Below are 24514 nucleotides of genomic sequence, written 5' to 3' on the forward strand. Positions count from 1 at the left end.
CCTCCTGGCGGGATCTTATAGGTTGTTAGGTTTTTTTTTAAAATCGGTTTCGTCTGCAGAATGCTGGTTCATCGCCTTTTCCTCTGCCTTGGCTACCCGCCAATGGGCCTCCATTTCATCCAGCGACGCGTCGGCCAATGGGCATCCGGCGGCCGCCAGCGCCTTTTCGACATAGCGAAAGCGGCGTTCAAATTTCCCGTTAGTAGCCCGCAGGCATTGCTCCGGGTCAGCCTTTAGCGTGCGTGCCAAATTAGTGACGGCAAACAGCAGATCCCCGACTTCCTCACGAACATGCCTATCGTCACCAACTTCAAGCGCTTCCTCTACTTCGGCAAGCTCCTCTCGAATCTTGGCCAGCACACCTCGGCTGTCGGGCCAATCAAACCCGACCCGTGCAGCCCGCTTGGTCAATTTGTTGGCACGGCTCAATGCCGGCAGCGTGCGCGGTACGTCATCAAGCACAGATGGCGGCTGCTCGGCCCTGTCCGCTCGCTCCTCGGCCTTGAGTGCTTCCCAGCGTGACTTGACCTGACCCGCCTGTACATCTTCAGCGCTAATCCCCGGCGGACGGCGGGATGCCAGAGTACCCTCAGGGAACACATGCGGGTGACGACGCAACATCTTGGCGGTCAGTGTATCCACCACCGTATGGAAATCGAAACGCTGCTCTTCAGCCCCGAACTGGGCGTAATACACCACCTGAAATAGCAGATCCCCCAGCTCACCAGGCAACTCGTCAAAGGCACGCCGTTCGATCGCGTCGGCGACTTCGTAGGCTTCCTCAAGGGTATGAGGGATAATACTGTCCCAATCCTGCTGGATATCCCAGGGGCAACCCTGTTCACTGTCACGCAGCACCGCCATCAGAGCCAGCAGATCATCCAGTTGATAGCGCATTCAGGCACCTCCCTGACGAGACGACTTGCCGGGGTTGGCATCGCGCAGGCGCCGTACTTCAGTAACATTCGGCAACTGCTGAATACGCGAGAACAAACGGCCCAGCGCTTCAAGCCCTTCCACTTCAAGGGTTATTCGCAGACGGGCGATGCCTTCATCGGTATCGGTCAGGGTATTCACCGCCAATACGTTGACCTTTTCATTGCCCAACAGGCCAGTAACGTCGCGCAGCAATCCGGAGCGGTCCCAGGCCTGGATTTCAATAGTGACCGGATAGCGGGTCTGTGCCTGCTCGCCCCATTCCACTTCGATAATCCGCTGGGGTTCGTCGACCCGTAACTGCAGAATGTTCGGGCAGTCCTGACGATGGACGGTGACGCCCCGCCCCTGGGTAATAAAGCCGACGATCGGTTCATTGGGCACCGGGTTGCAACAATTGGCCATGCTGGTCTTGAGATTACCAACCCCCAACACGGTGATGTCACTCTTGTTCGCCTTACTCGGCTGGCGCCGGGGTTTGGCCAGCAGGCGGTCAAGCTGCTCCTGGTCGTCATGCTCGCCAAACAGCTGCTGTGCCTGGTTAAGTACCTGGCCAATCCGCAGGTCGCCAGCCCCCAGAGCAGCGTACATATCCTCTGGTGCTACATAGTTGACCGCTTGCGCCAGTTGCTTGAGGTCAAGACCTTCCACGTCCAGACGACGCATCTCACGCTCGAACAGGACACGACCCTCTTCCACATTCTGGTCGCGGGCCTGATACTTGAACCAGGCCTGGATCTTGGCACGCGCCCGGGACGTACGCACATACCCGAGATTCGGGTTCAACCAGTCGCGACTTGGCCCGCCTTTGCTGGCGGTAAGAATCTCGACCTGCTGACCGGTCTTAAGCGTGTAGGTCAGCGGTACAATACGCCCGTTGACCTTGGCGCCCCGGCAGCGGTGCCCGATCTCGGTATGCACCCGGTAAGCAAAGTCGATCGGCGTGGCGATACGCGGCAGGTCAATGACGTGACCATCCGGGGTAAAGACATAGATACGGTCTGGGGCAACATCGCTGTTCAGCCCTTCGCGCAGGTCACTGAAATCACCTACTTCGTCCTGCCATTCAAGCACCTGGCGCAGCCAGGCAATTTTCTCTTCGTAGCTGCGGCTTTTGGCATTGGTATCATGGCCTTTGTAGCGCCAGTGGGCGCAAACCCCCAGTTCGGCTTCGTCATGCATGGCAAAGGTGCGTATCTGGATTTCCAACACCTTGCTTTCAGGACCGAATACCGCCGTGTGCAGTGATTGATAGCCGTTCTTCTTGGGATTGGCAATATAGTCGTCAAACTCGTTAGGCACGTGGTGCCAGCGCGAATGCACAATGCCTAGCACCGTGTAGCAGTCTGTCACTTCAGGCACCAGAATACGCACCGCACGAATATCGTGAACCTGGGAGAAGTCAATCTTCTTGCGCTGCATCTTGCGCCAGATCGAATAGATATGCTTTGCCCGCCCGCTGACATCGTAGTGGTGGATATGCTGGGCTTCCATCAGCTGCTTGAGGGTATCCATTACCTCGGTGATATAGCGATCACGATCAAGGCGCTTTTCGGCCAATAGTTTGGCAATTGCCTTGTAATCGTTTTCATGCAGGTATCGAAAGGAGAGATCTTCCAACTCCCATTTGATCTGCCCAATACCCAGGCGGTGTGCCAGAGGGGCATAGATATCCGAGACTTCACGCGCCACCTGAAGGCTTTTTTCCAGCGGTGCGTCCTTGACCTGACGCAACGCGCAGGTGCGTTCGGCAATCTTGATCAGTGCCACACGCACGTCATCAACCATATTGACCAGCATCTTGCGCAGGTTTTCCTGCTGATTGTGCTGATTCATGGTGTTGTTAGGGGTGTACGGCTGACTAATGGCTGCCATCTGCAGGACACCACCGATCAGGCTGGCCACCTCACTGCCGAAGCGCTTTTCAACGGCTTGCGGAGTAATCAGCGTTTCACGCACCGAACGATACAGCACAGCGGCTTCCAGCGCCGTCTGATCCAGCTTGAGCTCCCCGAGAATATCGGCCATCTCAAGTCCCATCCGGAAACTTGAGCGTGGCCCTGAGCGCACTCTATGCGTGTCAGGTGCCTCGTCTTCCAGTTTCTGGGCCCATTCGCAGGTCTGCGCCAACCGATCAGGGTCACGCAGCCGCACATCTTCTTGCAGACGTGCCAACCATTGCTGAATATCGACCTTTCCGCTTGAAGTGAGCGGCTGGTCTTCACGCACTTTGACCATCTTGGTTATTCACCTTTATCCAGGCTACCGTCAACGACGACGCATCTTGAATTGGAGCTGACTGAACGATCTAGGCTTCCAGCAGCATCACGGTTTCCATATGGGCCGTGTGTACAAACATATCGGCCATTGCAACCTGTTTGATGCGATAACCGCCATGCACAAGGTGTGCCGTATCTCGCGCAAGGGTCGCCGGGTCGCAGGAAATATACGCTACCCTTGGGCGCTGTTTACCCTGCGCTACCAGCTTTCCAAGCGCCTGACAGATCGTCTCAGCACCATGACGCGGTGGGTCGAGAATGACAGCATCCGGTTGCCGTGTTGCAAACAAGTCGGCAACGCTATCCGCATCGTTCAGGTCCGCCTGTTGCCCACTGACCGGAAGCTGATGGTGCCGGGCATTGGCAGCAATGCGCGCCACCATGGCAGAGTTCCCTTCGACGGCATGCACATTGGCACCCGACATGGCAATCGGTAAACTAAAGTTACCGATACCGGCAAACAAGTCCAGTATTTGTTCACCGTCAACCGGTGCCAGCCATTCGATCACTTGTGCCACCATGAGGGCATTGACCTCGGCATTGACCTGAATGAAGTCGCCAACAGCAAACGATAATGCCAAGGCATTCTCTTTAGGCAAGGTCAGTGAATCGACCAGCTGCGGCTCTGCACCATGCCAGTGCACCTGACCTTCCTGAAGAGCAGTTTTATCCCGCCCGAGCAGCATGCCCAACGCGACATGGTGCTCTTTGGCGAAGGTCTGCCAGCGCTGCTCATCAGTCGGCCGTGAGGTCAGTTGACGAACAACCACCACGCATTGCTCCGGCGTGGCCAGCACTTCAATGTGGCCGACATCCCTGGGTGCCTCAAGGCTGTTCAGTAGCGTTCGTAACGGCGCCACCAGCGCCTGCAGGGCGGGAACCAGCACCTTGCAGTGGCTTATATCCACCAGGCGATGGCTACGCTGAGCTCGAAAGCCCATCAGGACATGGCCATCGCGACCCACGTTGACCCCCAGACGAGCGCGTCGACGATAGGCTGTCTGATCCGTGGCCAGACAGCCAATGTCGCCTGACCACTCAAGCCCCTGACGCGCCAGTAGCTCAGCCACCACCCGGCGTTTATGCTCACGCTGGGCCACAAGCGCCATGTGCTGTAAATCACAGCCGCCACACTGGCCGAAATGGGCACAGGGCGGAATCACCCGCCGGGACGATGACTCTTGCAAGTGGCGTACATGGGCTTCATCAAAACGTTTACGCGTGCAATGCACGGCGACGTCGACACTTTCTCCCGGCAGAGCCTGATCAACAAACACAGCCTTGCCTGACGGCCAGTGGGCGACGCCACGGCCATCATGGGCCAGGCGTTCGATGACCAGGCGTGCCTCTTCGCTTGCAACGCTTACGGTGTGCTTTTTTTCCTGGCGGGCCAGCCCCGATTTAGCTGAGAAAGGTCTGGCGGGACGACGTTTACCTAGCATTGCCATTACTGCTCCGGCGCAAAAAGGCCAGTGGATAGATAGCGATCGCCACGGTCACAGACAATAAAGGCGATAACCGCGTTTTCACTCTGCTCGGCGATGCGCAGTGCCCCGGCCAGACCACCACCGGCAGAAACACCCGCAAGAATACCTTCTTCCCTGGCCAGGCGGCGCATGTGATTTTCCGCTTCCTGCTGGCCGATATCCAGGGTGATGTCTACCCTTGGAGATTCAAAAATACTCGGCAGGTAGGCTTCTGGCCAGCGGCGAATACCGGGTATGCTGGCGCCGTCCTCTGGCTGCAGACCGACGATCTGGATCTCGGGATTTTGCGCCTTGAGATAACGCGACACTCCCATGATGGTGCCTGTTGTGCCCATGGAGCTGACAAAGTGTGTCACCTTGCCCTGTGTCTGGCGCCATATTTCAGGGCCTGTGGTGCGGTAATGCGCCAAAGGATTATCCGGGTTCGCGAATTGATCCAGACGCTTGCCCTCGCCACGGCAAATCATCGCATTGGCGGTGTCCCGTGCATCTTCCATACCGCCAGACTGAGAAACCAATATCAGTTTGGCACCATAGGCCGCCATCGCCTGTTTGCGCTCGGCGGAGGCATTTTCAGGCATCACCAGCACCATCTTGTAGCCTTTGATAGCCGCCGCCATGGCCAGGGCAATCCCGGTATTGCCTGACGTTGCCTCGATCAAGGTATCGCCGGGCTGTATTTCGCCACGGGCTTCTGCTTCGACCAGCATGGACAGCGCCGGTCGATCCTTGACAGAGCCTGCCGGGTTGTTGCCTTCCAGCTTGCCAAGCAGCGTATTGTTACGCCCTGCCGTGATACGCTTGAGGCGAACCAGTGGCGTATTGCCAACCATGTCTTCTAGCGTGGGAAAATCCATCATGCATTCCTTATCTTGACCGTTATGCGGCATTATATCGGTGAGAGCCTGGGGTGGACAGGCAACCACACTGAATTACTGAGCGATTTTCATGTCTTTGAGCACCCGTCTTGTTGTGACACTAATGGGTATTCCATTAACCGTTTACGCCGCCATGGCGTTGCTGTTTGTGATTCATAATGATGGTAAGTCCAAGCGTCTGCTGAATGAACGCCTGATTGACAGTAGCGAGATAGCTGCCCCGTTGCTTTCCCAGGCGTTGAGCGATAACGATGCGGCCACTCTGGATCAGATTGCCAAACGGTTTGTCGAGCAGGTTGAGCTGCGCTCAATGACGCTATACGACGATCAGGGTCATCAACTGGTTTCCCTGGGACGCTCTCCCCTGTCGGCCTCATTGGACGCACCTGAAGAAGATTTTCAGCTCAATGACCAGGCACCTGTATGGCAGCTGACCAAAGCCTTACCTGCCCTGAAGACAGATGACATCTCGCCAGGCTGGATCAGCGCAGAGATAGATACCCGTGTTCTGCAGCTTGAACAGTATCGATGGATTGCAATTTTCAGCCTCGGCGGCCTGGTTCTCGGTCTGGCCCTGTTTCTGGTTGCCTATGTCGTTACCCGTTTTGCTACCTACCCGCTGGAAGAGGCCAATCAGGCACTCTATCGGCTATCACGAGGAGATTACCGTTTTGCACTGACCCCACCGGACACTGATGAACATCGTGATCTGGCTGACAACATCAACACGCTGGCCAATAACATGCAAAGGGCGCAGCATGATATGCAAGCCCAGATTGAACAGGCGACCAGTGAACTGCAGGAATCGATGGAAACCATCGAGGAACAGAATATAAAACTTGACCTGGCGCATCGCAGCGCCCTGCGGGCCAACGCGGTGAAATCAGAATTTCTGGCCAACATGAGTCATGAAATCCGCACCCCCTTGAACGGCATTATCGGTTTCTGCCGTTTACTCGGGCGCTCAACACTTGAAGAGCGCCAGCAGGAGTGGCTCCAGCATGTGCATCGTGCCTGCGATAACCTCCTGATGCTGGTCAATGACGTTCTCGATTTTTCCAGGCTCGAAGCCAATCAGCTGATCCTTGAAAAAACCAACATTGATATGGTGGGTCTGGTTGAGGAAGTGATTGGTTTGTATGCGCCTGAGGCACAACGCAAACAACTGCAGATTCTCGGCATGGTCTATGATGATGTACCCACGCCCGTTCAGGGGGATCCGCTGCGAATACGTCAGGTGCTTAGCAACCTGATCAGCAATGCCGTCAAGTTTACCCAGCAAGGTGATGTTATTGTGAGGGTCATGCTGGATGATTCAGGCGATGTACTAAAGGATTCACATCGCGCCGTACTGCGCATCAGCGTCAGCGACACCGGCATCGGCTTGAGCGAAGAACAGCAACAGCAGCTTTTCAGAGCGTTTTCTCAGGCCAAACCCAGCCATAGCCGTGAATTTGGCGGCAGTGGCCTGGGACTAAACATCTGTCGCCAGCTGATTCAGCGGATGGGCGGCGATATCGAGCTGAAGAGCACCCAGGGAGAAGGCACCACTTTTTCGTTCACGCTTTCCTTGCTCGCCAACCATGCCGGATCCCGCCCCCATGAGCTCAGCCTGGCAAGCCCAGCCATATGCCTTCTTGAACGTCATACGCCGACGCGCTTCATGTTGGAGCATCTTATCCAACGCTGGGGCGGTCAAATCATGCCGATTTCCGCTCTGGATCAATGCCGGCTACTGGTGGTGGGCGTCACACTTGAAGACTGTCAACCACCTAATCACGCCGAACTAGAGAGCATTATTCAATCCGCCCCTTGTCCAACACTGATACTGGCCAACAGCCAGGATATCGATGCCAGAACCTTTCACCTGCCCCGGGGCGGGCAGCTGGTATGTAAGCCTGTGGGCCGCGATTCACTGGCCAGGGCTCTTCAACAGCAATTGTCAAAGCACACGCCGGAGATATCGTCATCGTGTGTCGATAAGAATGTTTTCTCACAGGCGCGCAGTGTGCTGATCGTCGACGATAATACCTCTAACCGGGAATTGCTCCAGACCCTGCTTGAACATGATGACATACAGGTCACTACCGCGGATAGCGGAACACAGGCACTGACGCGGGCCAGGGAAACCAACGCTGCGTTTGACCTGATTCTGATGGATATCCGTATGCCGGACATGAGTGGCGTTCAGACCCTGCAGGCCATTCGCCGCCTTGGCGGATCCTGGACCTCATGCCCGGTGGTTGCCGTCACGGCTCATGCACTGCATCAGGAGCGCCAGGAGTGGCTGGATGCCGGCATGCAGGATGTGCTGATCAAACCGGTAAATGAACGCCAGCTTGATCAGCTGGTCCAGCGCTTTCTGGGCATTAACCTTTACCCAGCCACTGCCAATGCTCCATCAGCAGAGGGGTTGCCAGGCCAGAGCACGGCCCTGCCGATTATAGATCTGGAATTGGGCGCTCAACTGATCAGAGGTGACGAAGACACAGCCAGACAACAGCTGACGGCACTGATTGATACCCTGGGCGAAACCCAACGGCGTATCGCGCTGGCACTGGATGAAGAGGATGAACAGGCGCTACTCGATACCGTTCACTACCTGAATGGAAGCAGTCGCTATTGCGGTGCCCCTGAGCTGGCCCTGCTGGTTGAAACTCTGGAGACACGCATTCGCACCGGCGGTATTGAGGATGCCAGGCCCCTGATGGAGGACCTTTACGCGTCAATTGAGCGGCTTAGAGACGAGCGTGAGCACCTTAAGCGCGCTCGAGAATGACAAACGCCAACGCATAGTCGGCCTCATCACTCAGGCTGACATGCATGGCACTTACTTCAAGTGTTTGGACCTGGGCCCGGGCAAGGCCGTCAAGCTGCAGGTAGGGTTTACCAAGGCGGTCGTTGAGTACCTGAATGTCCGCCCACTGGATACCGTGACGAAGCCCCGTGCCCAGCGCTTTAACAAACGCTTCTTTGGCAGCAAAGCGCTTGGCCAGGTAACCGGCAGGCTGAGCGTGGGAGTCCAGGACCCGCTGTTCCTCGAGACCGAGTATACGTTGGGAAAAGCGCTTGCCGTGACGCGTCATTGCCTGCTCAAAACGCCCTACCCGAGCAATATCAGAACCTATGCCAATGATCATTACTGCCCACAACAGCTCTGATGATCGCCATGGTCATGATCATGGGCATCCAACGCTGCCATCAGGCCGGCTTCCTGACCGGCAATGATCAGCCGTTTCATTTCAACCACAGCTTCCTTGAGGCCCACAAACATCGCTCGGGCAATAATAGCGTGACCGATGTTGAGCTCATTGATCCCCGGAATAGCAGCAATGATTTCACAATTATGGTAGTTGAGGCCGTGCCCGGCGTTGACGACCAGACCCGCCTCGCTGGCTACGTGGGCTGCCTGAGTCAGGCGCTGGTACTCGTCCTCGGCCGTCTGGCTGCCAATGGCCGCCTCGGCAAAGGCACCGGTGTGCAGCTCAATGGTCGGGGCGCCTGCACGAACGGCCGCATCAATCTGGGCCTGTTCAGGATCAATGAACAAGGATACGTCACATCCCACGGCTGCCAAACGCTGGCAGGCCGCCTCAATGGACTTATAACCCCCGACAACATCAAGCCCTCCTTCTGTGGTCAGCTCCTCACGCTTTTCAGGTACAAGGCAAACATGGGGCGGGCGCATCTCTTCCGCCAGCGCCAGCATTTCTTCAGTGACCGCCATTTCCAGATTCATTCGGGTATTAAGCACTTCCGCCAGCAGGCGCACATCCCGCGGCTGAATATGACGCCGGTCTTCCCGGAGATGAACGGTGATACCGTCAGCTCCGGCCTCTTCAGCCAGCAAGGCTGCCTGAACCGGGTCTGGATAACGGGTGCCACGTGCCTGGCGCAGGGTGGCAATGTGGTCAATGTTCACGCCAAGTAGAATACGTGGGGGATGCATAACGCCTCCAGCTGGGAAATCTTGATGGCTTGATAATAACGCTTGATGACAGAATCTTGATAATGAGTCATCAACCATTGGGATCCGACGTATCATCTACACGTCGGCGACGCTGAGCAAGGTCCTGCATAAGACGGCGGGAACGCAGCTCCTGTGTGCCCAGCAAGGGTGCCAGCGCTGCACGCATGACCATTTTCAACGCCTGCGCCAGTGCTGGCTGCTGCCAGTCGCCCTGTTCAATGTGCCTCAGGGTGCGGCCTTCCAGGCCACCCTCAGCGGAATAAAATCCGCGACTTGCGACGTCAAATCGATAACGCTGATGCGTATCCAGGGCTTCGCCCTGTGGCGTAGTGAAGCGCGGAGTGGCATCCAGAGCTTCCAGCAGCGCCCATTCATAGCGGCGCAGTGCCAGGGCGCGTTCGGCGGGTATTGGCAGCGCTTCTAGCAAGGCGGTATAAAACGCAAAGACTTCATTGCTGGGCATCTCAAGTGGCAGCAGACGGGTGGCAATTTCATTGGCATAAAGCCCACATAACAAGCCTTCTCCCACCAACAATGCAGTATGGCCACGGGACTCCATCACCACCAGGGTTTTCAGTTCACGCTCGCCCCGCCAGGTGACGAATAGCGGCGTAAATGGCTGCAAGCGCTGACGGGCTTTGGCACTGGGGCGTTGTACGCCCCGTGCAACGGCCCGTATCCGGCCGTGATTGAGGGTCAACAGATCGACCAGAGCACTGGTTTCGCGATAGGGGCGCCGATGCAGCAAAAACGCCGGTTCAGGAATCATGGGCGGTTAATCGAGATCGTAACCGAGGCTTTTCAGGGCGCGTTCATCATCAGACCAGCCGCGTTTTACCTTGACCCATAAATTCAGCATGACCTTGGTATCCAGCACTCTCTCAATATCCAGACGCGCCTCACGGCCAATATTCTTGATCCGCTCGCCGTTGTCACCAATCAGAATCACCTTCTGCCCCTGGCGTTCCACCAGAATCAGGGCACTGATATGGGTTACCCGATCCGTTTCGCGAAATTCTTCAATCTCGACCGTGACCTGATAGGGCAACTCATCGCCCAGCTGACGCATGATCTTTTCACGTACCAGTTCGGCGGCCATGAAACGCATGCTTCTGTCGGTGACCTGGTCTTCCGGGAAGAAATGCACGCTTTCCGGCAAATGTTTAGCCACCTCTGCTTCCAGCGTCTCTACCTGGGTGCCATGCTTGGCTGAAATCGGCACAATGGCCGCAAATTCACGTCGTGCGCCCACCTCGGAAAGCCAGGGCAGCAGTGACGCCTTATCCTGCAGGCGATCTACCTTGTTGACCGCCAACACGATGGGCGCTTCAACATGCTCCAGGCGCTTGAGCACCGCCTGGTCTTCATCACTCCAGCGGGTGCGATCGATAATAAACACCACGCAATCTACATCGCGCAGGGCCTGGGTCGCCGCCTGGTTCATGAAGTGATTGATCGCCTTGTTACGGTCCTTGGACATGATATGCATGCCCGGCGTATCCACGAAGACAAACTGGGTGTCACCGTCGGTCTTGATGCCCATGACCTGATGCCGCGTTGTCTGTGGGCGCCGGGAGGTAATGGATACCTTCTGGCCAAGAATACGGTTCATCAGCGTTGATTTACCCACGTTGGGGCGCCCAACGATGGCCACAAATCCACAGGTCTGGCTCATTGGGTCTCTTCTCCGGACGGTTCCAGGAAACTTAAGGCTTCGGCGGCGGCTTGCTGTTCCGCGTGTCTGCGGCTGGCCCCTTTGCCGACAGTGTGCTGTTCAATAAGGTCGATGTGGCACTCCACGGTAAACGTCTGGGCATGCGCTTCGCCCTTGACAGAAACGACTTCGTAGCGCGGCAAGGCCGCCTGACGGGATTGCAGGAATTCCTGCAAACGGGTTTTGGGATCTTTCTGGGTATCCTGCAGTGAAATATTATCCATCCGCTGGCTATACCAGGCCATGACGCGTTCACGCACTGCCTCCATGCCGGCATCGAGATAAATGGCGCCAATCACGGCTTCAACGGCATCAGCAAGAATGGATTCGCGGCGATGGCCGCCACTTTTCATCTCTCCGGATCCCAGTCGCAAGCACTCTCCAAACGCCATCTCGCGTGCCAGTTCGGCCAGCGTCTGGCCCTTGACCAGACGTGCCCTCAAGCGTGAAAGCTGACCTTCACGCGCCTGGGGAAAGCATTCAAACAGCGCTTCGGCAATCACAAAGTTGACAATCGAGTCACCCAGAAATTCCAGGCGCTCATTGTTGCGACCACCATAGCTGCGGTGTGTCATTGCCAGCTCCAACAGGCCAGTGTCATTAAACTCATGACCTATTCGCCGACAAAAAGCGGTCAAGGAATTACTCACGGGACTCCTGCGTCATTGACGGTTACCAATGGGGGCACGATTAACATCCATTCATTCAATGGGGCGCACCTCGCTGAAACTGGGAAGACCACCGTCCCATTGCATCCATACGGCAAAGGCACGGCCGACTATATTATCTTCAGGCACAAAGCCCCAGTAGCGGCTGTCGTTGGAGTGGTCACGGTTATCACCCATGGTGAAATAATGGCCTTCCGGCACTGCAACTTCACGCAACTGCGGACCTGGGTCACGAGGATTGTTGTATATCCGGTAGCGCGCCTGGTCAAGCTGCTCTTCCAGAAGCAACTGTTGTGGCGAGGCCTCCGGCTCTTCTTCCAGCAACTGCTTGGCGACCCTTTCGCCGTTGACAAACAGCTGCTTGCCTTCATAGCGGATGATATCGCCAGGCAGACCTACTACCCGCTTTATAAAATTGACCGAGGGCTCGTCAGGGAAGCGGAACACCATGACATCACCGCGTTCCGGATCATCAACGTCAAGGACTCGGGTATGTGTTACAGGCAGGCGCAATCCGTAGGCATACTTGTTTACCAGGATAAAATCACCCACTTCCAGCGTCGGGCGCATGGACCCGGACGGGATCTGAAACGGCTCAACGATAAAACTACGCACCACCAGCACCACAACCAGCACCGGAAAAAAAGAGCGTGCATAGTCTACCGGCCAGGGTTCCTTGAGCAGGGCTTCCCGACTGGCGGGATCCAGGCCGTGTTCACTGGCAGCCTCTGCTGCCTCGGCGCGTTTACGGCGTTGAGGCCGGAAAGCCAGTATGTCCAACAGATAGACAGCGCCTGACAGCAGGACAGCGATAACCAGCAATAATGAAAAATCCATGGGGCTTTGTGATCCCTAGTCGTTGACCTTGAGCACGGCCAGGAAAGCGTCTTGAGGGATTTCCACACGCCCTACCTGTTTCATGCGTTTTTTACCGGCTTTCTGCTTTTCCAGCAGCTTCTTTTTGCGCGACACATCCCCACCATAGCATTTGGCCGTCACATTCTTGCGGAGCGCCTTTACCGTTGAACGTGCCACAACCTGACCGCCCACTGCAGACTGGATCGCTACATCAAACATCTGACGGGGAATCAGTTCTTTCATTTTCTCAACCAGAATACGACCGCGGGACTGGGCATGATCACGGTGGATGATCACCGCCAACGCGTCCACCTTATCGCCGTTGATCAGTACGTCCAGCCGCACCAGCTTGGCCGCTTCAAAACGTTCAAAATTATATTCAAGCGACGCATAACCTTTTGAGATGGACTTCAGACGATCGAAAAAATCCATGACCACTTCTGACATGGGCAGTTCATAGGTCAGCTGAATCTGGTTCCCCAGAAACTGCATGTCCAGCTGGGTACCCCGGCGCTGCTCGCACTCGGCGATCACATTGCCGACGTAATCCTGTGGCACCAGAATGCTGGCGCGCACAATCGGCTCACGCATTTCATCCACATCGGCAAGATCAGGCAGCTTGGACGGGTTAGAGACATACTGGATATCGCCATTCTTCAACGCCAGTTCATAGACTACCGTCGGCGCTGTGGTGAGCAGATCAAGGTCATACTCACGCTCCACACGCTCCTGAACGATTTCCATATGCAGGGTACCGAGAAAGCCAACGCGGAAACCAAACCCCAGCGCGTCCGAGTTTTCCGGCTCATATTCCAGCGATGCATCATTGAGTGACAGCTTTTCCAGTGCATCGCGGAAGTCTTCATAGTCATCGGCACTGACCGGAAACATCCCTGCATAGACCTGCGGCTTGACTTTCAGGAAACCCGGCAGACGTTCAACATCCGGCGTCTTGGCGTGGGTAATAGTGTCGCCAACTGGCGCACCATGGATATCCTTGATGCCCGCAACCAGAAAACCAACCTCACCTGCGCGCAGAATATCCGTCTGTTTACGCAGTGGGGTAAAGATACCAACTTCTGTTGCGCCCCAGTCGCGCCCGGTCGACGTGATACGGATCTTGTCGCCTTTGCGCAAAGTGCCATCAAACAGCCGCACCAGCGACACAACGCCCAGGTAGTTATCAAACCAGGAATCGATAATCAGGGCTTGCAGCGGTGCCTCACGGTTGCCCCTGGGCGGCGGAATATCGCGCACCAGACGCTCCAGAAGCTCATCTATGCCAATGCCGCTTTTGGCAGAAACCTGGCAGGCATCCGTTGCATCAATGCCAATGATTTCCTCGATCTCCTGGGCAACACGATCCGGATCTGCCTGAGGCAGGTCTATCTTGTTCAGCACCGGCAGTACCTCCAGCCCCTGCTCAACAGCGGTGTAGCAGTTGGCGACCGACTGGGCTTCAACGCCCTGCGCTGCATCCACCACCAGCAAGGCACCCTCGCAGGCATACAGGGAACGTGAAACTTCATAGGAAAAGTCCACATGCCCCGGCGTATCGATAAAATTGAGCTGGTAGGTTTCGCCGTCGGCTGCGTGATAATCAAGCGTGACTGATTGCGCCTTGATGGTAATGCCCCGCTCACGCTCGATATCCATCGAATCAAGCACTTGCTCTTTAAGCTCGCGTTCGCTCAAGCCATCACAGGTCTGGATCAGGCGATCTGACAGGGTGGATTTGCCGTGATCAATATGAGCAATAATGGAGAAGTTGCGTATCTTACTGAGATCTTTAGAATTTTCTGTCATCATTTGCCGATAAATTCCGGTCTGTGTACGCAGCCATGCACAAAGTTATGGGCATGCCATTGGGCGCTAGAAAATAAAATTGGGATGCATTGTACACCGGCAAGGCGGGGCTGTCGTCATATCGCCACGTCTATTGAGACAAGAAAGCCCGGCATAAGCCGGGCTATGGTCATGCAGTTGATCCAGGTACGCCCTGGCGTTAGTCCATTCGCAGGGCCACGAACAGCGAACGACCATCACGGAAAAGACGCAAGGGAATGGCTCGGTCGTCGGGCAACGCTGCTACGATTTCACTGAGCTCTGACGCCGATGTCACTTCACGATGATCAATGCTGACCAGAATATCGCCAGCACGGATACCTGATTGGGCTGCAATGCTTTGCGGCTCAACCGCTGTGACTTCAACACCACCAGAAATATTCAGCCGTTCGCGGGTTTCCGCATCCACTTCATTGACACTGACACCCAGGCGCACCTGATTATCCCGATCGGCCAAACCGCTTTCATTTTCGCTGTTAGGCCAGCTTCCCAGGGCAACTTCCTGCGTGATTTCACGGCCATCACGAAGCAACAGCAGGGTGACATCATCCCCGGGAGAGACCCGGCCAATCAAGCGCGGCAGCACGCTGGAACGCTCGACTTCTTCACCGTTCACTTCAAGAATGACATCGCCTGCACGAACACCCCCATCAGCGGCCGGGCCTTCAGGGTCAAGGTCCGCCACCAGCGCACCGGTGGCATCATCCATGCCAAAAGATTCAGCCAGGTCACGAGAAACCGGCTGGATCATCACCCCAAGCCAACCGCGACTCACTCGACCATCGTCGCGTAACTGGTCAGCCACATCCATGGCCACATTGATCGGGATTGCAAACGAAACCCCCATGAAGCCGCCACTGCGAGTAAAGATCTGGGAGTTGATGCCGACAACTTCGCCTTCCAGGTTGAACAGCGGCCCACCGGAATTGCCTGGATTAATGGCAACATCCGTCTGGATGAAAGGCACGTACACATCACGCGGCAGGGTGCGATTGATAGCGCTGACAATACCCGCCGTGACGGAATAGTCAAAACCGAACGGAGAGCCGATGGCGGCAACCCATTGGCCTACCTTGAGTTCTTCAGAATCACCCAATTCCAGAGTCGGCAAATCGTCAGCATCCACTTTCAACAGGGCTACATCGGTTTGAGGGTCGCTGCCAACAAGCTCTGCCGGCAATTCTCTGCGATCATTCAGGCGTACCAGTATCTCATCGGCTTCCTCCACCACATGGGCATTGGTGAGCACATAACCCTCTTCACTGATGACAAAACCTGACCCTAGCGACTGACGCTCCTGACGTTGGCCAGGCGCATCATTACCGGGTGGCATGGGAAGGCGGTCGCCGAAGAAGTGACGGAAAATTTCCGGTATGTCCTCATTGTCAAACCCTTGGAATGAGGAAGAACTGCGACTAGGCAATGTTCGGGTAGTGGAAATGTTCACGACGCCTGGCGAAGTGTCTTCAACCAGCTCGGTAAAGTCGGGTAAAGAATCGGCCTGGGCAACGACGCTAAAAGACATCAGCACCATCAAGCTCCACCCGAGCACAGCAGGGACAATCAAACGCTTCATGAATAGCTCCTGTATTTTTGTTCACAAGGCTTCAGACTAACAAGCCGGGTTACAGCATTTAGGGTCAGTGGAATTCAGGCAAGAGATACAGCATGCTTTCAGCAGCAGTCCAACATCCGGGAAACGTCATGCCTAATCATTGACAAGATTTGAACGGAAGCGTTCTGTAACAATTGATGATTTATATGTGGGGACAGACAGCGTCATTATCAAGGCGATTGAAAGCGCAGTTGAAACGTCCAGATAGGAAGTGGGCAAGATTGGGAGAGCAATCAAGCATGCTTGATGCATGCGTAATTGATGACTTCGTGCCGGCAAGCCAATATTGTTCAAACTTTGCCTGCCGTGAACTCATAGAGCCGCGACAGGCTGGATCTCTTTCGGCCAATAGGCGTTAGGAATGCCTCAATAACGGGATTCAGGCGACTCTAGGGCTGCTGACAATAGGGTCAGGCGCTCATTGATCAGAAACATTACTCCGAGGCAGCTGAAGAAGCCGAGGTTGACCAGGCATCAGCATCATATTGACCGTGCTCTTCGAAGTAGGATTTCAGCAGGCGCAATTGCTCACTATCCATGGCAAAGGATTGAATATTCATGCTTGAAGAGGACTGGACACTGGGCATGGCCAGATTGCCATCGCTGACTGTCATCAAGCCATTACCTGATGCGCTGTCGCCGGATAACCGGAATGGCATCTGCTCGAACATGGGAACTTCATTTGGCGTATCACTGACCATGGGGTTGGACGCCGAAAATGATGAGAGGTTGACCGGCTGTACCTGCTGAACAGGCTGAGTGGCATTGTTGGCCACATTACCGGGTTGCTCGACCGGGTCAGTGCCACTATTGAAATACTGAACACCCGTAATCACCATCAGGGATACTGCCGCTGCAATGCCGGCACCACGTGCGAATGACATTGAGCCGCTTTTCTGGCGAGGTGACGTTTCAACAGGTGTCTCCATCTGTTCGGATGACTCTTCCTGAATACGCGCCATAATGCCAGCGGAAAGATCCATACTGACATCAACCTCTTTATCACGCTGCATCATGCTGCGGGCAAGATGGTAGCGCCGCCAGGTATCTGCGGCATCACCTTCATCGTCCAGCCCCTTGAGTACACGGCGCAGTTCCAGCTCGTCACTTTCGCCGTCCATTAAAGCTGACAGTGACTCGTGCGTGTTCTGACTCATACTTCACATCCTCACAATAATCCGGGGTACATGAATACTGTTCCCCTTGCCAAGACCCTATCGTCTCTCCCACCCTAGCAGTGGAAGTCACCTTCTACGGATGACCATCTTCACTGCATCGCACTAATGTGACGCCAGATTATCTTAACAGTTCAATGCATGCTGGCTATCCGATCAAAAAAATCGCCGTCATTCGGTCAGGCTTCGTCGCGGCTGTTGCGCGCCGTGCTCACCAGAGGGCGAATATGTTCATCGACGGCTTCACGTGCACGGAAAATACGCGAGCGCACGGTCCCCACCGGGCACTGCATCACCTGAGCAATATCTTCATAGGCCAACCCATCCAGTTCGCGCAGTGTAATGGCGGTGCGCAAATCATCCGGCAGGTTTTCAATTGCCTCATACACAGCGGTTTCCAGCTGATCCCGGGCAATGGATGCTTCCGGCGACTCGCTATCTGACAGACGCCCGCTCTGATCCACAATTTCCGCATCGCTAATATCCACATCATGGCCTGGTGGCCGGCGACTGCGGGATACCAGATGATTCTTGGCGGTGTTGATGGCGATACGGTACATCCAGGTGTAGAAGGCACTCTCCGAGCGAAAGTTTCCCAGCGCCCGATAGGCCTTTATGAAGGCTTCCTGAGCCACGTCCTGCACCTCGGAATGATCGTGGACATATCGGCTGATCAGACCAATAATCTTGTGCTGATATTTCCTGACCAGCAGATCAAACGCCCGGTTATCACCTTTCTGAGCCCGTTCGACCAGCTGCTGGTCGGTTTCACGAGTGCCCATGCAAACACTCCTTCAGCCTGCTTGGAGTGGCGGTATTGTCCAGATACGGTCCCTGATTAAAATGGGCATTCTCGGCAAACGGCATAGCGTCCCTTGAGCATATGGTTAAACTGTTTATTACCCGGGTCGTCAAGCAAAAGTGTCACAATGACTAACCGGAATAACGAAAAGCGGACAGGGTACAAGTATTTTTCGCACTTTGTGACATTCAGCCGACCCTTTTCGTTGAGCAATTTACAAGGTGAATAGTGTTACGCGTTATGGCCCTGGCATCAAGCGGTTGATCCATTGATCTGCCGCAGGGCTTCAGGAGATTGCGCTGCAATTGCCGGTCGATCACTGGCCAAGCGATGTCAGGCACTATAAAGTTGCATCTATTCCAAGGTGCTTGACCTCTGAACGTTACAACTTCCTGAAAGCCCGACCAGATTGACTTTTCATTATTATATCCAGACCCTTTTACCAACCCTCATACACATACAGGTAGCAAGATGTCAGAACAGCAAGTGAATAACCTTAACGTGCTCGCTCAGGATGTCCTGATCACGCCGGAAGCACTCAAACAGGCCGTCCCCCTTACCGACAGAGCCGAGCGTTGCGTCATTGAAGGCCGCCAGACCATTCAGAACATCCTCGATGGTCATGATCCGCGTCTACTCGTGGTGGTAGGCCCATGCTCCATCCACGATGTGGAGGCCGCCAAGGATTACGCCAGGCGCTTACGCGAACTCGCCGACAAGGTCAGCGACAGCCTGTATATCGTCATGCGCGTCTATTTTGAGAAGCCTCGCACCACTGTAGGCTGGAAAGGCCTGATCAACGATCCTCACCTTAACGGTTCCTTCGAGATCGAGGAAGGCCTGCACATTGCCCGCCGCCTGCTGGTTGACCTGGCTGAAATAGGTCTGCCGTTGGCTACTGAAGCTCTGGATCCGATTTCACCCCAATATCTGCAGGATTGCATCAGCTGGTCAGCTGTCGGTGCACGCACCACAGAATCCCAGACGCACCGGGAAATGGCCTCCGGACTTTCCGGCCCGGTCGGCTTCAAAAACGGTACCGACGGCAGCCTGGATGTGGCCATTAATGCCCTTCAGTCAGTGGCCAGCCCACATAATTTTCTGGGCATCAACCATGCCGGACAGGTGTCGATCATTCGCACACGCGGTAACGCCTACGGCCATGTAGTCCTGCGCGGCGGCAATGGTAAGCCGAACTACGATAGCGTCAGCGTGGCACTGGCCGAGCAGGAGCTCAAAAAAGCCGGCCTGTCGCCCAACATCATGATCGACTGCTCGCATGCCAACTCCAACAAGGATGCCGCTCTTCAGTCACTGGTGCTGGAAAATGTCACCAACCAGATTCTCGACGGCAATACGTCGATTATCGGCCTGATGGTTGAGTCCAACATTGGCTGGGGCAATCAGAAGGTGCCTGCCGACCTGAGCCAACTGACATATGGCGTTTCGATTACCGACGCCTGCATTGACTGGGACACCACCGTGGACGCTTTTTCCACCATGGATCAAAAGCTGGCAGCCGTGCTGGCCAAGCGTGTTGCTGCCTGAGCTGTATTCATCAAACGCTGCAGCGTACGCCCGGCTTGCCTAAGCGGGGCGGACGCCTATCACTAACCCGCAATTTCGCGCCGAAACGGTGGCAAGGCATCCAGCAGTGCCTTGCCGTAGCGACGCGTCAACACTCTCCTGTCCAACAGCGTGATCCTGCCCCGGTCATTTTCCTTGCGAATCAGACGACCACAGGCCTGCACCAGCTTGATTGAAGCGTCAGGCACACTGATCTGCATAAAGGCGTTCCCGCCCTGGCTTTCGATCCACTCGGCCAGCGTGGCTCCTACAGGGTCATCTGGCACCGCGAATGGCAGCCGGGTAATGATCACATGAGTCAGGTAGGCGCCTGGCAAGTCTATTCCTTCAGCAAAGCTGGCAAGCCCAAAGATGATACTGCCCTTGCCCACATCCACGGCTTCACGATGGCGTTCAAGAAGCTCGCGCTTGGGCAGGGCATCCTGAGCCAGCACACGCTGTTTCACGCGCTCGGGCAAAGCCTTTTCGACGGCTCTTAACTGGGCCCGAGAGGAAAACAGCACCAGCGTGGCTTCGTCCTTGCCCAGCGCCGCCACAAACTCAACGATTGCCTGCTCGTGAACATCACGGTTGCCCGGGTCAGCGGCTGCCTGGGGCACACTGAGCACCGCATTGGCGTAATCAAACGGACTGGGCAACGCCTGATAGCGATATCGGCTGGCAAGACCCGCGCGTTCCTGCAGACGTTCAAAACGTCCCAACGCCGTCAGCGTCGCGGAGGTCACCACGGCGCCATGGCAGCGGCCCCAAAGGGTTTTGGCCAGGGTTTCTGCTGCTGAAACCGGGCTTGCCGAAAACTCAATATCCGGCTCACCATTGACCCGGCTCAGGCTGATCCAGCGCGCACTGGGTGGCGATTTGGGCGGGTCCACCTTACTGAAAGCCACCCATAGCGCATGAGCCTCATCGGCCCGGCCATGCACCAGGGCCACCAGTGGCAACCAGGCTTCAGCCTGCTCACGGGCCAGGCCCGTCTGCTTATCAGGATCCAGGCTTTCGCGCAGGATATCGCTGATGCTTTCCAGAGTACGGGCCAGGTTGGCAAATACCTTCACTAACTGGGTGGCCTGCTCGCGCAGCCCATCAGGTGCCTTGCCGCCTTCAAAACGCACCTGCTGGAAGGTTTCATCGTCGTGCAGGCCGTCAGGGCGCCCTGCCAATTGGTAGCCGGTCTGGAACACATCGCCGAGCAGGGGCTCAAGCGCTTGCAGGGTATCCGGTAGCGTCGCCAGCAAGCGCGCCACCGTCGTCTGTGCGGCCAGCGCCTGATTGAGTTCGGTCAGGCTATTCTTGAGGGTTTTCAGCCAACCCAGGCAAGCATGTACCGCAAAACGATGGGCAAAGTGCGATAGCGCTTTATCAGGCAGATGATGGCCTTCATCAAAGATAAAGATGGCCTCTTCCGGCTCAGGCAGGATTGCACCGCCACCCAGCGAGAGATCCGCCAGCACCAGATCGTGGTTGGCGACAATCACATCGGCTTCTTCCAGATCACGACGGGCACGAAAAAAGGCGCAGGCTGCAAAGTGACCGCAACGGCGGTTGGTACACTGGCGGTGATCCACCGTCAATCGCCGCCAACTCTGGGCATCAATGCTTTCCGGCCAGCTGTCCCGGTCTCCCTGCCACTCCCCCTTGCCATAGGCGTCCACCATGCGCGTCGCCAGCGCTTCAAACTCGCTGTTACCCGCGGCCAGGTCCTGCTCGAACAATGACATGGCCGGGTTGGGTTCAGCTCCACCGGTAGCCTGATCCAGGCGCGCCACACATACGTAGCGGCCGCGCCCCTTGGCAAGAGAATAGCGAAAGGACAGCCCACTTTCTCTGGCCAGCATGGGCAAGTCCTGATTGAGCACCTGTTCCTGCAAGGCAATAGTGGCCGTCGAGACAATCAGGCGCTTGCCCTGGGCCTTGGCAATTGGCAGCGCCGCCAGCAGGTACGCCAGGGTCTTCCCCGTACCGGTGCCCGCTTCCAGCACGCAGACATGGGTATCGTTCTGGCGCTTGCCATCGCTGTCCATGCTGATACCGCCCAGGGTACGGGCAATTTCAGCCATCATCAGGCGCTGGCCATAACGAGGCGTCAGCGACAGCTGTTCTACCACCCGGCGATAGGCTGCCTGTATTTCGCTTTTCAGCGCATCATCCAGCATGAGCGTTACAGCAAGCCTTCCGGCGGATGTTCGCAGGGCAGCTTTTCATCGATGTAGCGCTCGATTTCCGGCAGCGAGAAAGCATCTTCCTCACCGACAAAACTGATCGACACCCCCTTGGCGCCGGCACGGCCGGTACGTCCGATACGATGGACGTAATCTTCCGGGTCTTCCGGGAGGGTATAATTAATCACGTGGCTGACATCATCAATGTGAATCCCACGACCGGCCACATCGGTCGCCACCAGCACCTGGATCTCGCCTTCGCGGAAGCGCTCCAGGGTCTTGATCCGCTGCGCCTGAGGCACATCACCAGACAGCATGGCGGCGTTGATACCGGCCTTGCCCAGCACATCATTGAGCTTGCGCACCAGGTCACGACGGTTGCCGAAGACCATCACGCGCTCAAAGCTTTCCTGCTCCAGCAGGCTGACCAGCAGGCGCTGCTTGTCATCGTCAGACACCATATACACACGCTGATCGATATCCGCCTGATTTTCCAGAGTGACTTCAATCTCAACATGCGCCGGATCCAGCGTCCACTGGCTGGCCAGATTGAGGATATCCTCGGTAAAGGTCGCCGAAAACAAAAAGGTCTGGCGCTCTTCCTTTCTGGGCGTATAGCGGATAATGCGCTTGACGTCAGGAATAAAGCCCATTGACAGCATACGATCGGCTTCATCCAGCACCAGCACTTCCACTTCCCCCAGGTCGATGTCTTTTTTCTGATGAAAATCGAGCAGACGGCCTGGCGTGGCCACCAGAATATCGATTTTCTTACCCAGGCCATCACGTTGCTTCTGGTAATCCATACCGCCAACAACACTGGCGACATTCAGCTTGGTGAAGCGCGCCAGCGCACGGGCATCTTTCTCGATCTGCAGGGCCAGTTCCCGAGTAGGCGCAATCACCAGCGCGCGTGGGGCGCCCTGTTTCTGGCCTTCCGGCGCGGGCTCTTCCAGAAAGTAGGCTAACATTGAAATCAGAAAGGCGGCCGTCTTGCCGGTCCCCGTCTGTGCCTTGCCCACAATGTCACCACCCAGTAGCGTCTGGCGCAGGGCTTCGGCCTGGATTGGCGTGCAGTACTCAAACCCCTGGGCGTGAATGGCACGCATCAGGGGTAGCGGCAGATCAAAATCATGAAAGCGCCATTTACCCGCCACAGCGGGCACCTGAAACTGGCGCAGATCCCAGTTCGACTGGCGACGACGCGGCTTGCGACGACGACGTTTAGGCTTACGGTTCTGGGCCGATGCGGGGGTCTGTTCCGGCTCGCTCATAGGCTCTCTATTCGTTTGTTACGGTGAATGTTGCGTACTGATCTTAAGTTCTAGGGGCAGCATTGTAACAGGCTTTGCCCGCCAGGCACCCTTATCAATTGTGTTCTCCATGTGTGATGGCGTCTGGACTGTTAGAATACAGTTCAACACCAACGTTTTTATATCAGCGGAGCGTGATATGACGCGCAAGAAAAAAACCCGTTCACTCGCCGACAAGGTGACGATTCGCACCGGTCGGCGCAAGGATTTCAAAAAGTGGCGCCACGACAACCCGGATCAGGTCGCGCCTTCACGGCGTTTCGTCGCCAAGAAGCAGCAGCAACGCAAGCTGCAGGCGGCCCGCAAGATAGCCCGCCAGGAAAGCGGTCAATCCATCCAGATCCACCCCGGCGACAAGGACAACAAAGAGGACTCATGATGCGGCTGGTCTCTTTCAATATCAATGGTATTCGCGCCCGGCTGCACCAGTTGCAGGCTCTGATCGATCAGCTTGCGCCTGATGTGATCGGTCTGCAGGAAACTAAGGTGCATGATGACGCCTTTCCACGCGACGCGGTTGAAGCCATGGGTTACCACGTCTTCTATTTTGGCCAGAAAGGCCATTATGGCGTTGCCCTGCTTTGCCGGCAGAGGCCGGAAGCTGTCTTTTACGGCTTCCCCGATGAGGAAGAAGACGACCAGAAGCGCATGATCGGCGCCCGCCTGACAGCTGAGGATGGTGAGTCCGTAACGGTCTGGAATGGCTATTTTCCCCAAGGGGAAAACATTGCTCACCCCACCAAGTTCCCCTATAAAGAGCGTTTCTATCAGCAACTGGCCCGCCTACTTGATCAGCAGCATCGCCCGGATGAGCGTCTTGCCGTGATGGGCGATTTCAATATCTCGCCACAGGATCAGGACATCGGCATTGGTGAGCCGAACCGCAAGCGTTGGCTGCGCGAGGGCAAGACCAGCTTTCAGCCGGTTGAGCGCGAGTGGCTGGAAGGCATCAAGGCCTGGGGGCTAAGCGACAGCTATCGTCTGATCCACCCTGAGCGCAATGACCATTTCAGCTGGTTCGACTACCGTTCCAAAGGCTTTAATGATGACCCCAAACGCGGCCTGCGGATTGACTATATTCTGGTCACCCAACCGCTGGCAGACTGCGTTTCCGGCGCGGATATCGACTACCCACTGCGCGCCATGGAAAAGCCTTCCGACCATGCGCCTACCTGGAGTGATTTTTCCATCACCCTGAAAGATGCCCCCTGATCCCCGCTGGTGCTGC

20 protein-coding genes are annotated in these 24514 nt (G+C 56.0%); 4 read left to right on the forward strand and 16 right to left on the reverse strand.

The features are described from left to right. Positions 1–15 precede the first annotated feature (15 nt). The 4 genes from mazG to cysM form a co-directional block, all read right to left on the reverse strand. Entirely contained in the window at positions 16–897 is an 882-nt protein-coding gene (gene mazG, locus LL947_RS08105) for a nucleoside triphosphate pyrophosphohydrolase (RefSeq protein WP_499832899.1), read from the reverse strand. Next, positions 898–3174 carry a GTP diphosphokinase gene (gene relA / locus LL947_RS08110; protein ID WP_499832900.1) on the reverse strand — a complete coding sequence of 759 codons (2277 nt, stop codon included), beginning with the start codon at positions 3172–3174 and terminating at the stop codon, positions 898–900. Between the two features lie 70 nt (positions 3175–3244). Continuing rightward, positions 3245–4663: a 23S rRNA (uracil(1939)-C(5))-methyltransferase RlmD gene (gene rlmD, locus LL947_RS08115; RefSeq protein WP_499832901.1), complete on the reverse strand. Its 1419-nt coding sequence runs from the start codon at positions 4661–4663 to the stop codon at positions 3245–3247. After that, positions 4663–5559: a cysteine synthase CysM gene (gene cysM, locus LL947_RS08120; RefSeq protein ID WP_499834390.1), complete on the reverse strand. Its 897-nt coding sequence runs from the start codon at positions 5557–5559 to the stop codon at positions 4663–4665. The genes rlmD and cysM overlap by 1 nt, the downstream gene beginning before the upstream one ends. 91 nt (positions 5560–5650) lie before the next feature. Here cysM and LL947_RS08125 point away from each other — a divergent pair, with 91 nt between their 5' ends. Further along, positions 5651–8359, forward strand: coding sequence for an ATP-binding protein (locus LL947_RS08125; protein ID WP_499832902.1), 2709 nt, complete (start codon positions 5651–5653; stop codon positions 8357–8359). On the opposite strand, the gene acpS is transcribed toward LL947_RS08125, so the two are convergent. The 10 genes from acpS to rpoE all read right to left on the reverse strand — a co-directional run bounded on the left by acpS (position 8340) and on the right by rpoE (position 18207). After that, entirely contained in the window at positions 8340–8720 is a 381-nt protein-coding gene (gene acpS / locus LL947_RS08130; protein WP_499832903.1) for a holo-ACP synthase, read from the reverse strand. The genes LL947_RS08125 and acpS overlap by 20 nt on opposite strands. Then, complete coding sequence (gene pdxJ, locus LL947_RS08135; RefSeq protein WP_290823025.1) at positions 8720–9529, reverse strand: pyridoxine 5'-phosphate synthase; 810 nt, start codon at positions 9527–9529, stop codon at positions 8720–8722. Before pdxJ ends, acpS begins: the two co-directional genes overlap by 1 nt. Positions 9530–9599: 70 nt before the next feature. Then, a complete protein-coding gene (recO, locus tag LL947_RS08140) occupies positions 9600–10319 on the reverse strand; it encodes a DNA repair protein RecO (RefSeq protein WP_404413396.1) in 720 nt (239 codons plus the stop codon). Positions 10320–10325: 6 nt separating this feature from the next. Next, entirely contained in the window at positions 10326–11225 is a 900-nt protein-coding gene (era, locus tag LL947_RS08145) for a GTPase Era (RefSeq protein WP_290823027.1), read from the reverse strand. Continuing rightward, complete coding sequence (gene rnc, locus LL947_RS08150; protein WP_499832904.1) at positions 11222–11914, reverse strand: ribonuclease III; 693 nt, start codon at positions 11912–11914, stop codon at positions 11222–11224. The genes era and rnc overlap by 4 nt, the downstream gene beginning before the upstream one ends. 51 nt (positions 11915–11965) lie before the next feature. After that, positions 11966–12769 (reverse strand): signal peptidase I, encoded by an 804-nt coding sequence (gene lepB, locus LL947_RS08155; RefSeq protein WP_499832905.1) that lies wholly within the window; start codon positions 12767–12769, stop codon positions 11966–11968. Between the two features lie 15 nt (positions 12770–12784). Then, positions 12785–14599, reverse strand: coding sequence for a translation elongation factor 4 (gene lepA, locus LL947_RS08160; protein WP_290823030.1), 1815 nt, complete (start codon positions 14597–14599; stop codon positions 12785–12787). A gap of 196 nt (positions 14600–14795) precedes the next feature. After that, positions 14796–16211, reverse strand: a complete 1416-nt coding sequence (locus LL947_RS08165) for a DegQ family serine endoprotease (RefSeq protein ID WP_499832906.1) — start codon at positions 16209–16211, stop codon at positions 14796–14798. A gap of 473 nt (positions 16212–16684) precedes the next feature. Beyond that, positions 16685–17407 carry a sigma-E factor negative regulatory protein gene (locus LL947_RS08170; protein WP_290823032.1) on the reverse strand — a complete coding sequence of 241 codons (723 nt, stop codon included), beginning with the start codon at positions 17405–17407 and terminating at the stop codon, positions 16685–16687. A gap of 197 nt (positions 17408–17604) precedes the next feature. Beyond that, complete coding sequence (rpoE, locus tag LL947_RS08175) at positions 17605–18207, reverse strand: RNA polymerase sigma factor RpoE (RefSeq protein ID WP_290823033.1); 603 nt, start codon at positions 18205–18207, stop codon at positions 17605–17607. Between the two features lie 491 nt (positions 18208–18698). Here rpoE and LL947_RS08180 point away from each other — a divergent pair, with 491 nt between their 5' ends. Then, complete coding sequence (locus LL947_RS08180) at positions 18699–19775, forward strand: 3-deoxy-7-phosphoheptulonate synthase (RefSeq protein ID WP_499832907.1); 1077 nt, start codon at positions 18699–18701, stop codon at positions 19773–19775. A gap of 62 nt (positions 19776–19837) precedes the next feature. Here LL947_RS08180 and dinG read toward each other — a convergent pair whose 3' ends face one another. Both dinG and rhlB read right to left on the reverse strand, forming a co-directional pair. Continuing rightward, positions 19838–21967 (reverse strand): ATP-dependent DNA helicase DinG, encoded by a 2130-nt coding sequence (gene dinG, locus LL947_RS08185; protein WP_499832908.1) that lies wholly within the window; start codon positions 21965–21967, stop codon positions 19838–19840. 5 nt (positions 21968–21972) lie between these two features. Next, positions 21973–23247, reverse strand: coding sequence for an ATP-dependent RNA helicase RhlB (gene rhlB / locus LL947_RS08190; RefSeq protein WP_404413400.1), 1275 nt, complete (start codon positions 23245–23247; stop codon positions 21973–21975). Positions 23248–23425: 178 nt separating this feature from the next. Between rhlB and LL947_RS08195 the strand changes: the two genes are divergently transcribed. Both LL947_RS08195 and xthA read left to right on the forward strand, forming a co-directional pair. Continuing rightward, complete coding sequence (locus LL947_RS08195; protein ID WP_499832909.1) at positions 23426–23665, forward strand: hypothetical protein; 240 nt, start codon at positions 23426–23428, stop codon at positions 23663–23665. After that, on the forward strand, positions 23665–24498 hold the full coding sequence (xthA, locus tag LL947_RS08200; RefSeq protein ID WP_499834391.1) for an exodeoxyribonuclease III: 834 nt from the start codon (positions 23665–23667) through the stop codon (positions 24496–24498). The genes LL947_RS08195 and xthA overlap by 1 nt, the downstream gene beginning before the upstream one ends. Positions 24499–24514 lie beyond the last annotated feature (16 nt).

This window comes from Halomonas sp. BLK-85, assembly GCF_044792155.1.
GTDB lineage: Bacteria > Pseudomonadota > Gammaproteobacteria > Pseudomonadales > Halomonadaceae > Vreelandella.

Coding starts and splice junctions, on each gene's coding strand:
- lepA (WP_290823030.1), bottom strand. CDS start 14,599: ATGATGACAGAAAATTCTAAAGATCTCAGTAAGATACGCAACTTCTCC.
- mazG (WP_499832899.1), bottom strand. CDS start 897: ATGCGCTATCAACTGGATGATCTGCTGGCTCTGATGGCGGTGCTGCGT.
- cysM (WP_499834390.1), bottom strand. CDS start 5,559: ATGGATTTTCCCACGCTAGAAGACATGGTTGGCAATACGCCACTGGTT.
- dinG (WP_499832908.1), bottom strand. CDS start 21,967: ATGCTGGATGATGCGCTGAAAAGCGAAATACAGGCAGCCTATCGCCGG.
- rhlB (WP_404413400.1), bottom strand. CDS start 23,247: ATGAGCGAGCCGGAACAGACCCCCGCATCGGCCCAGAACCGTAAGCCT.
- LL947_RS08170 (WP_290823032.1), bottom strand. CDS start 17,407: ATGAGTCAGAACACGCACGAGTCACTGTCAGCTTTAATGGACGGCGAA.
- era (WP_290823027.1), bottom strand. CDS start 11,225: ATGAGCCAGACCTGTGGATTTGTGGCCATCGTTGGGCGCCCCAACGTG.
- pdxJ (WP_290823025.1), bottom strand. CDS start 9,529: ATGCATCCCCCACGTATTCTACTTGGCGTGAACATTGACCACATTGCC.
- rpoE (WP_290823033.1), bottom strand. CDS start 18,207: ATGGGCACTCGTGAAACCGACCAGCAGCTGGTCGAACGGGCTCAGAAA.
- rlmD (WP_499832901.1), bottom strand. CDS start 4,663: ATGGCAATGCTAGGTAAACGTCGTCCCGCCAGACCTTTCTCAGCTAAA.
- LL947_RS08180 (WP_499832907.1), top strand. CDS start 18,699: ATGTCAGAACAGCAAGTGAATAACCTTAACGTGCTCGCTCAGGATGTC.
- recO (WP_404413396.1), bottom strand. CDS start 10,319: ATGATTCCTGAACCGGCGTTTTTGCTGCATCGGCGCCCCTATCGCGAA.
- LL947_RS08125 (WP_499832902.1), top strand. CDS start 5,651: ATGTCTTTGAGCACCCGTCTTGTTGTGACACTAATGGGTATTCCATTA.
- relA (WP_499832900.1), bottom strand. CDS start 3,174: ATGGTCAAAGTGCGTGAAGACCAGCCGCTCACTTCAAGCGGAAAGGTC.
- LL947_RS08195 (WP_499832909.1), top strand. CDS start 23,426: ATGACGCGCAAGAAAAAAACCCGTTCACTCGCCGACAAGGTGACGATT.
- xthA (WP_499834391.1), top strand. CDS start 23,665: ATGCGGCTGGTCTCTTTCAATATCAATGGTATTCGCGCCCGGCTGCAC.
- LL947_RS08165 (WP_499832906.1), bottom strand. CDS start 16,211: ATGAAGCGTTTGATTGTCCCTGCTGTGCTCGGGTGGAGCTTGATGGTG.
- lepB (WP_499832905.1), bottom strand. CDS start 12,769: ATGGATTTTTCATTATTGCTGGTTATCGCTGTCCTGCTGTCAGGCGCT.
- acpS (WP_499832903.1), bottom strand. CDS start 8,720: ATGATCATTGGCATAGGTTCTGATATTGCTCGGGTAGGGCGTTTTGAG.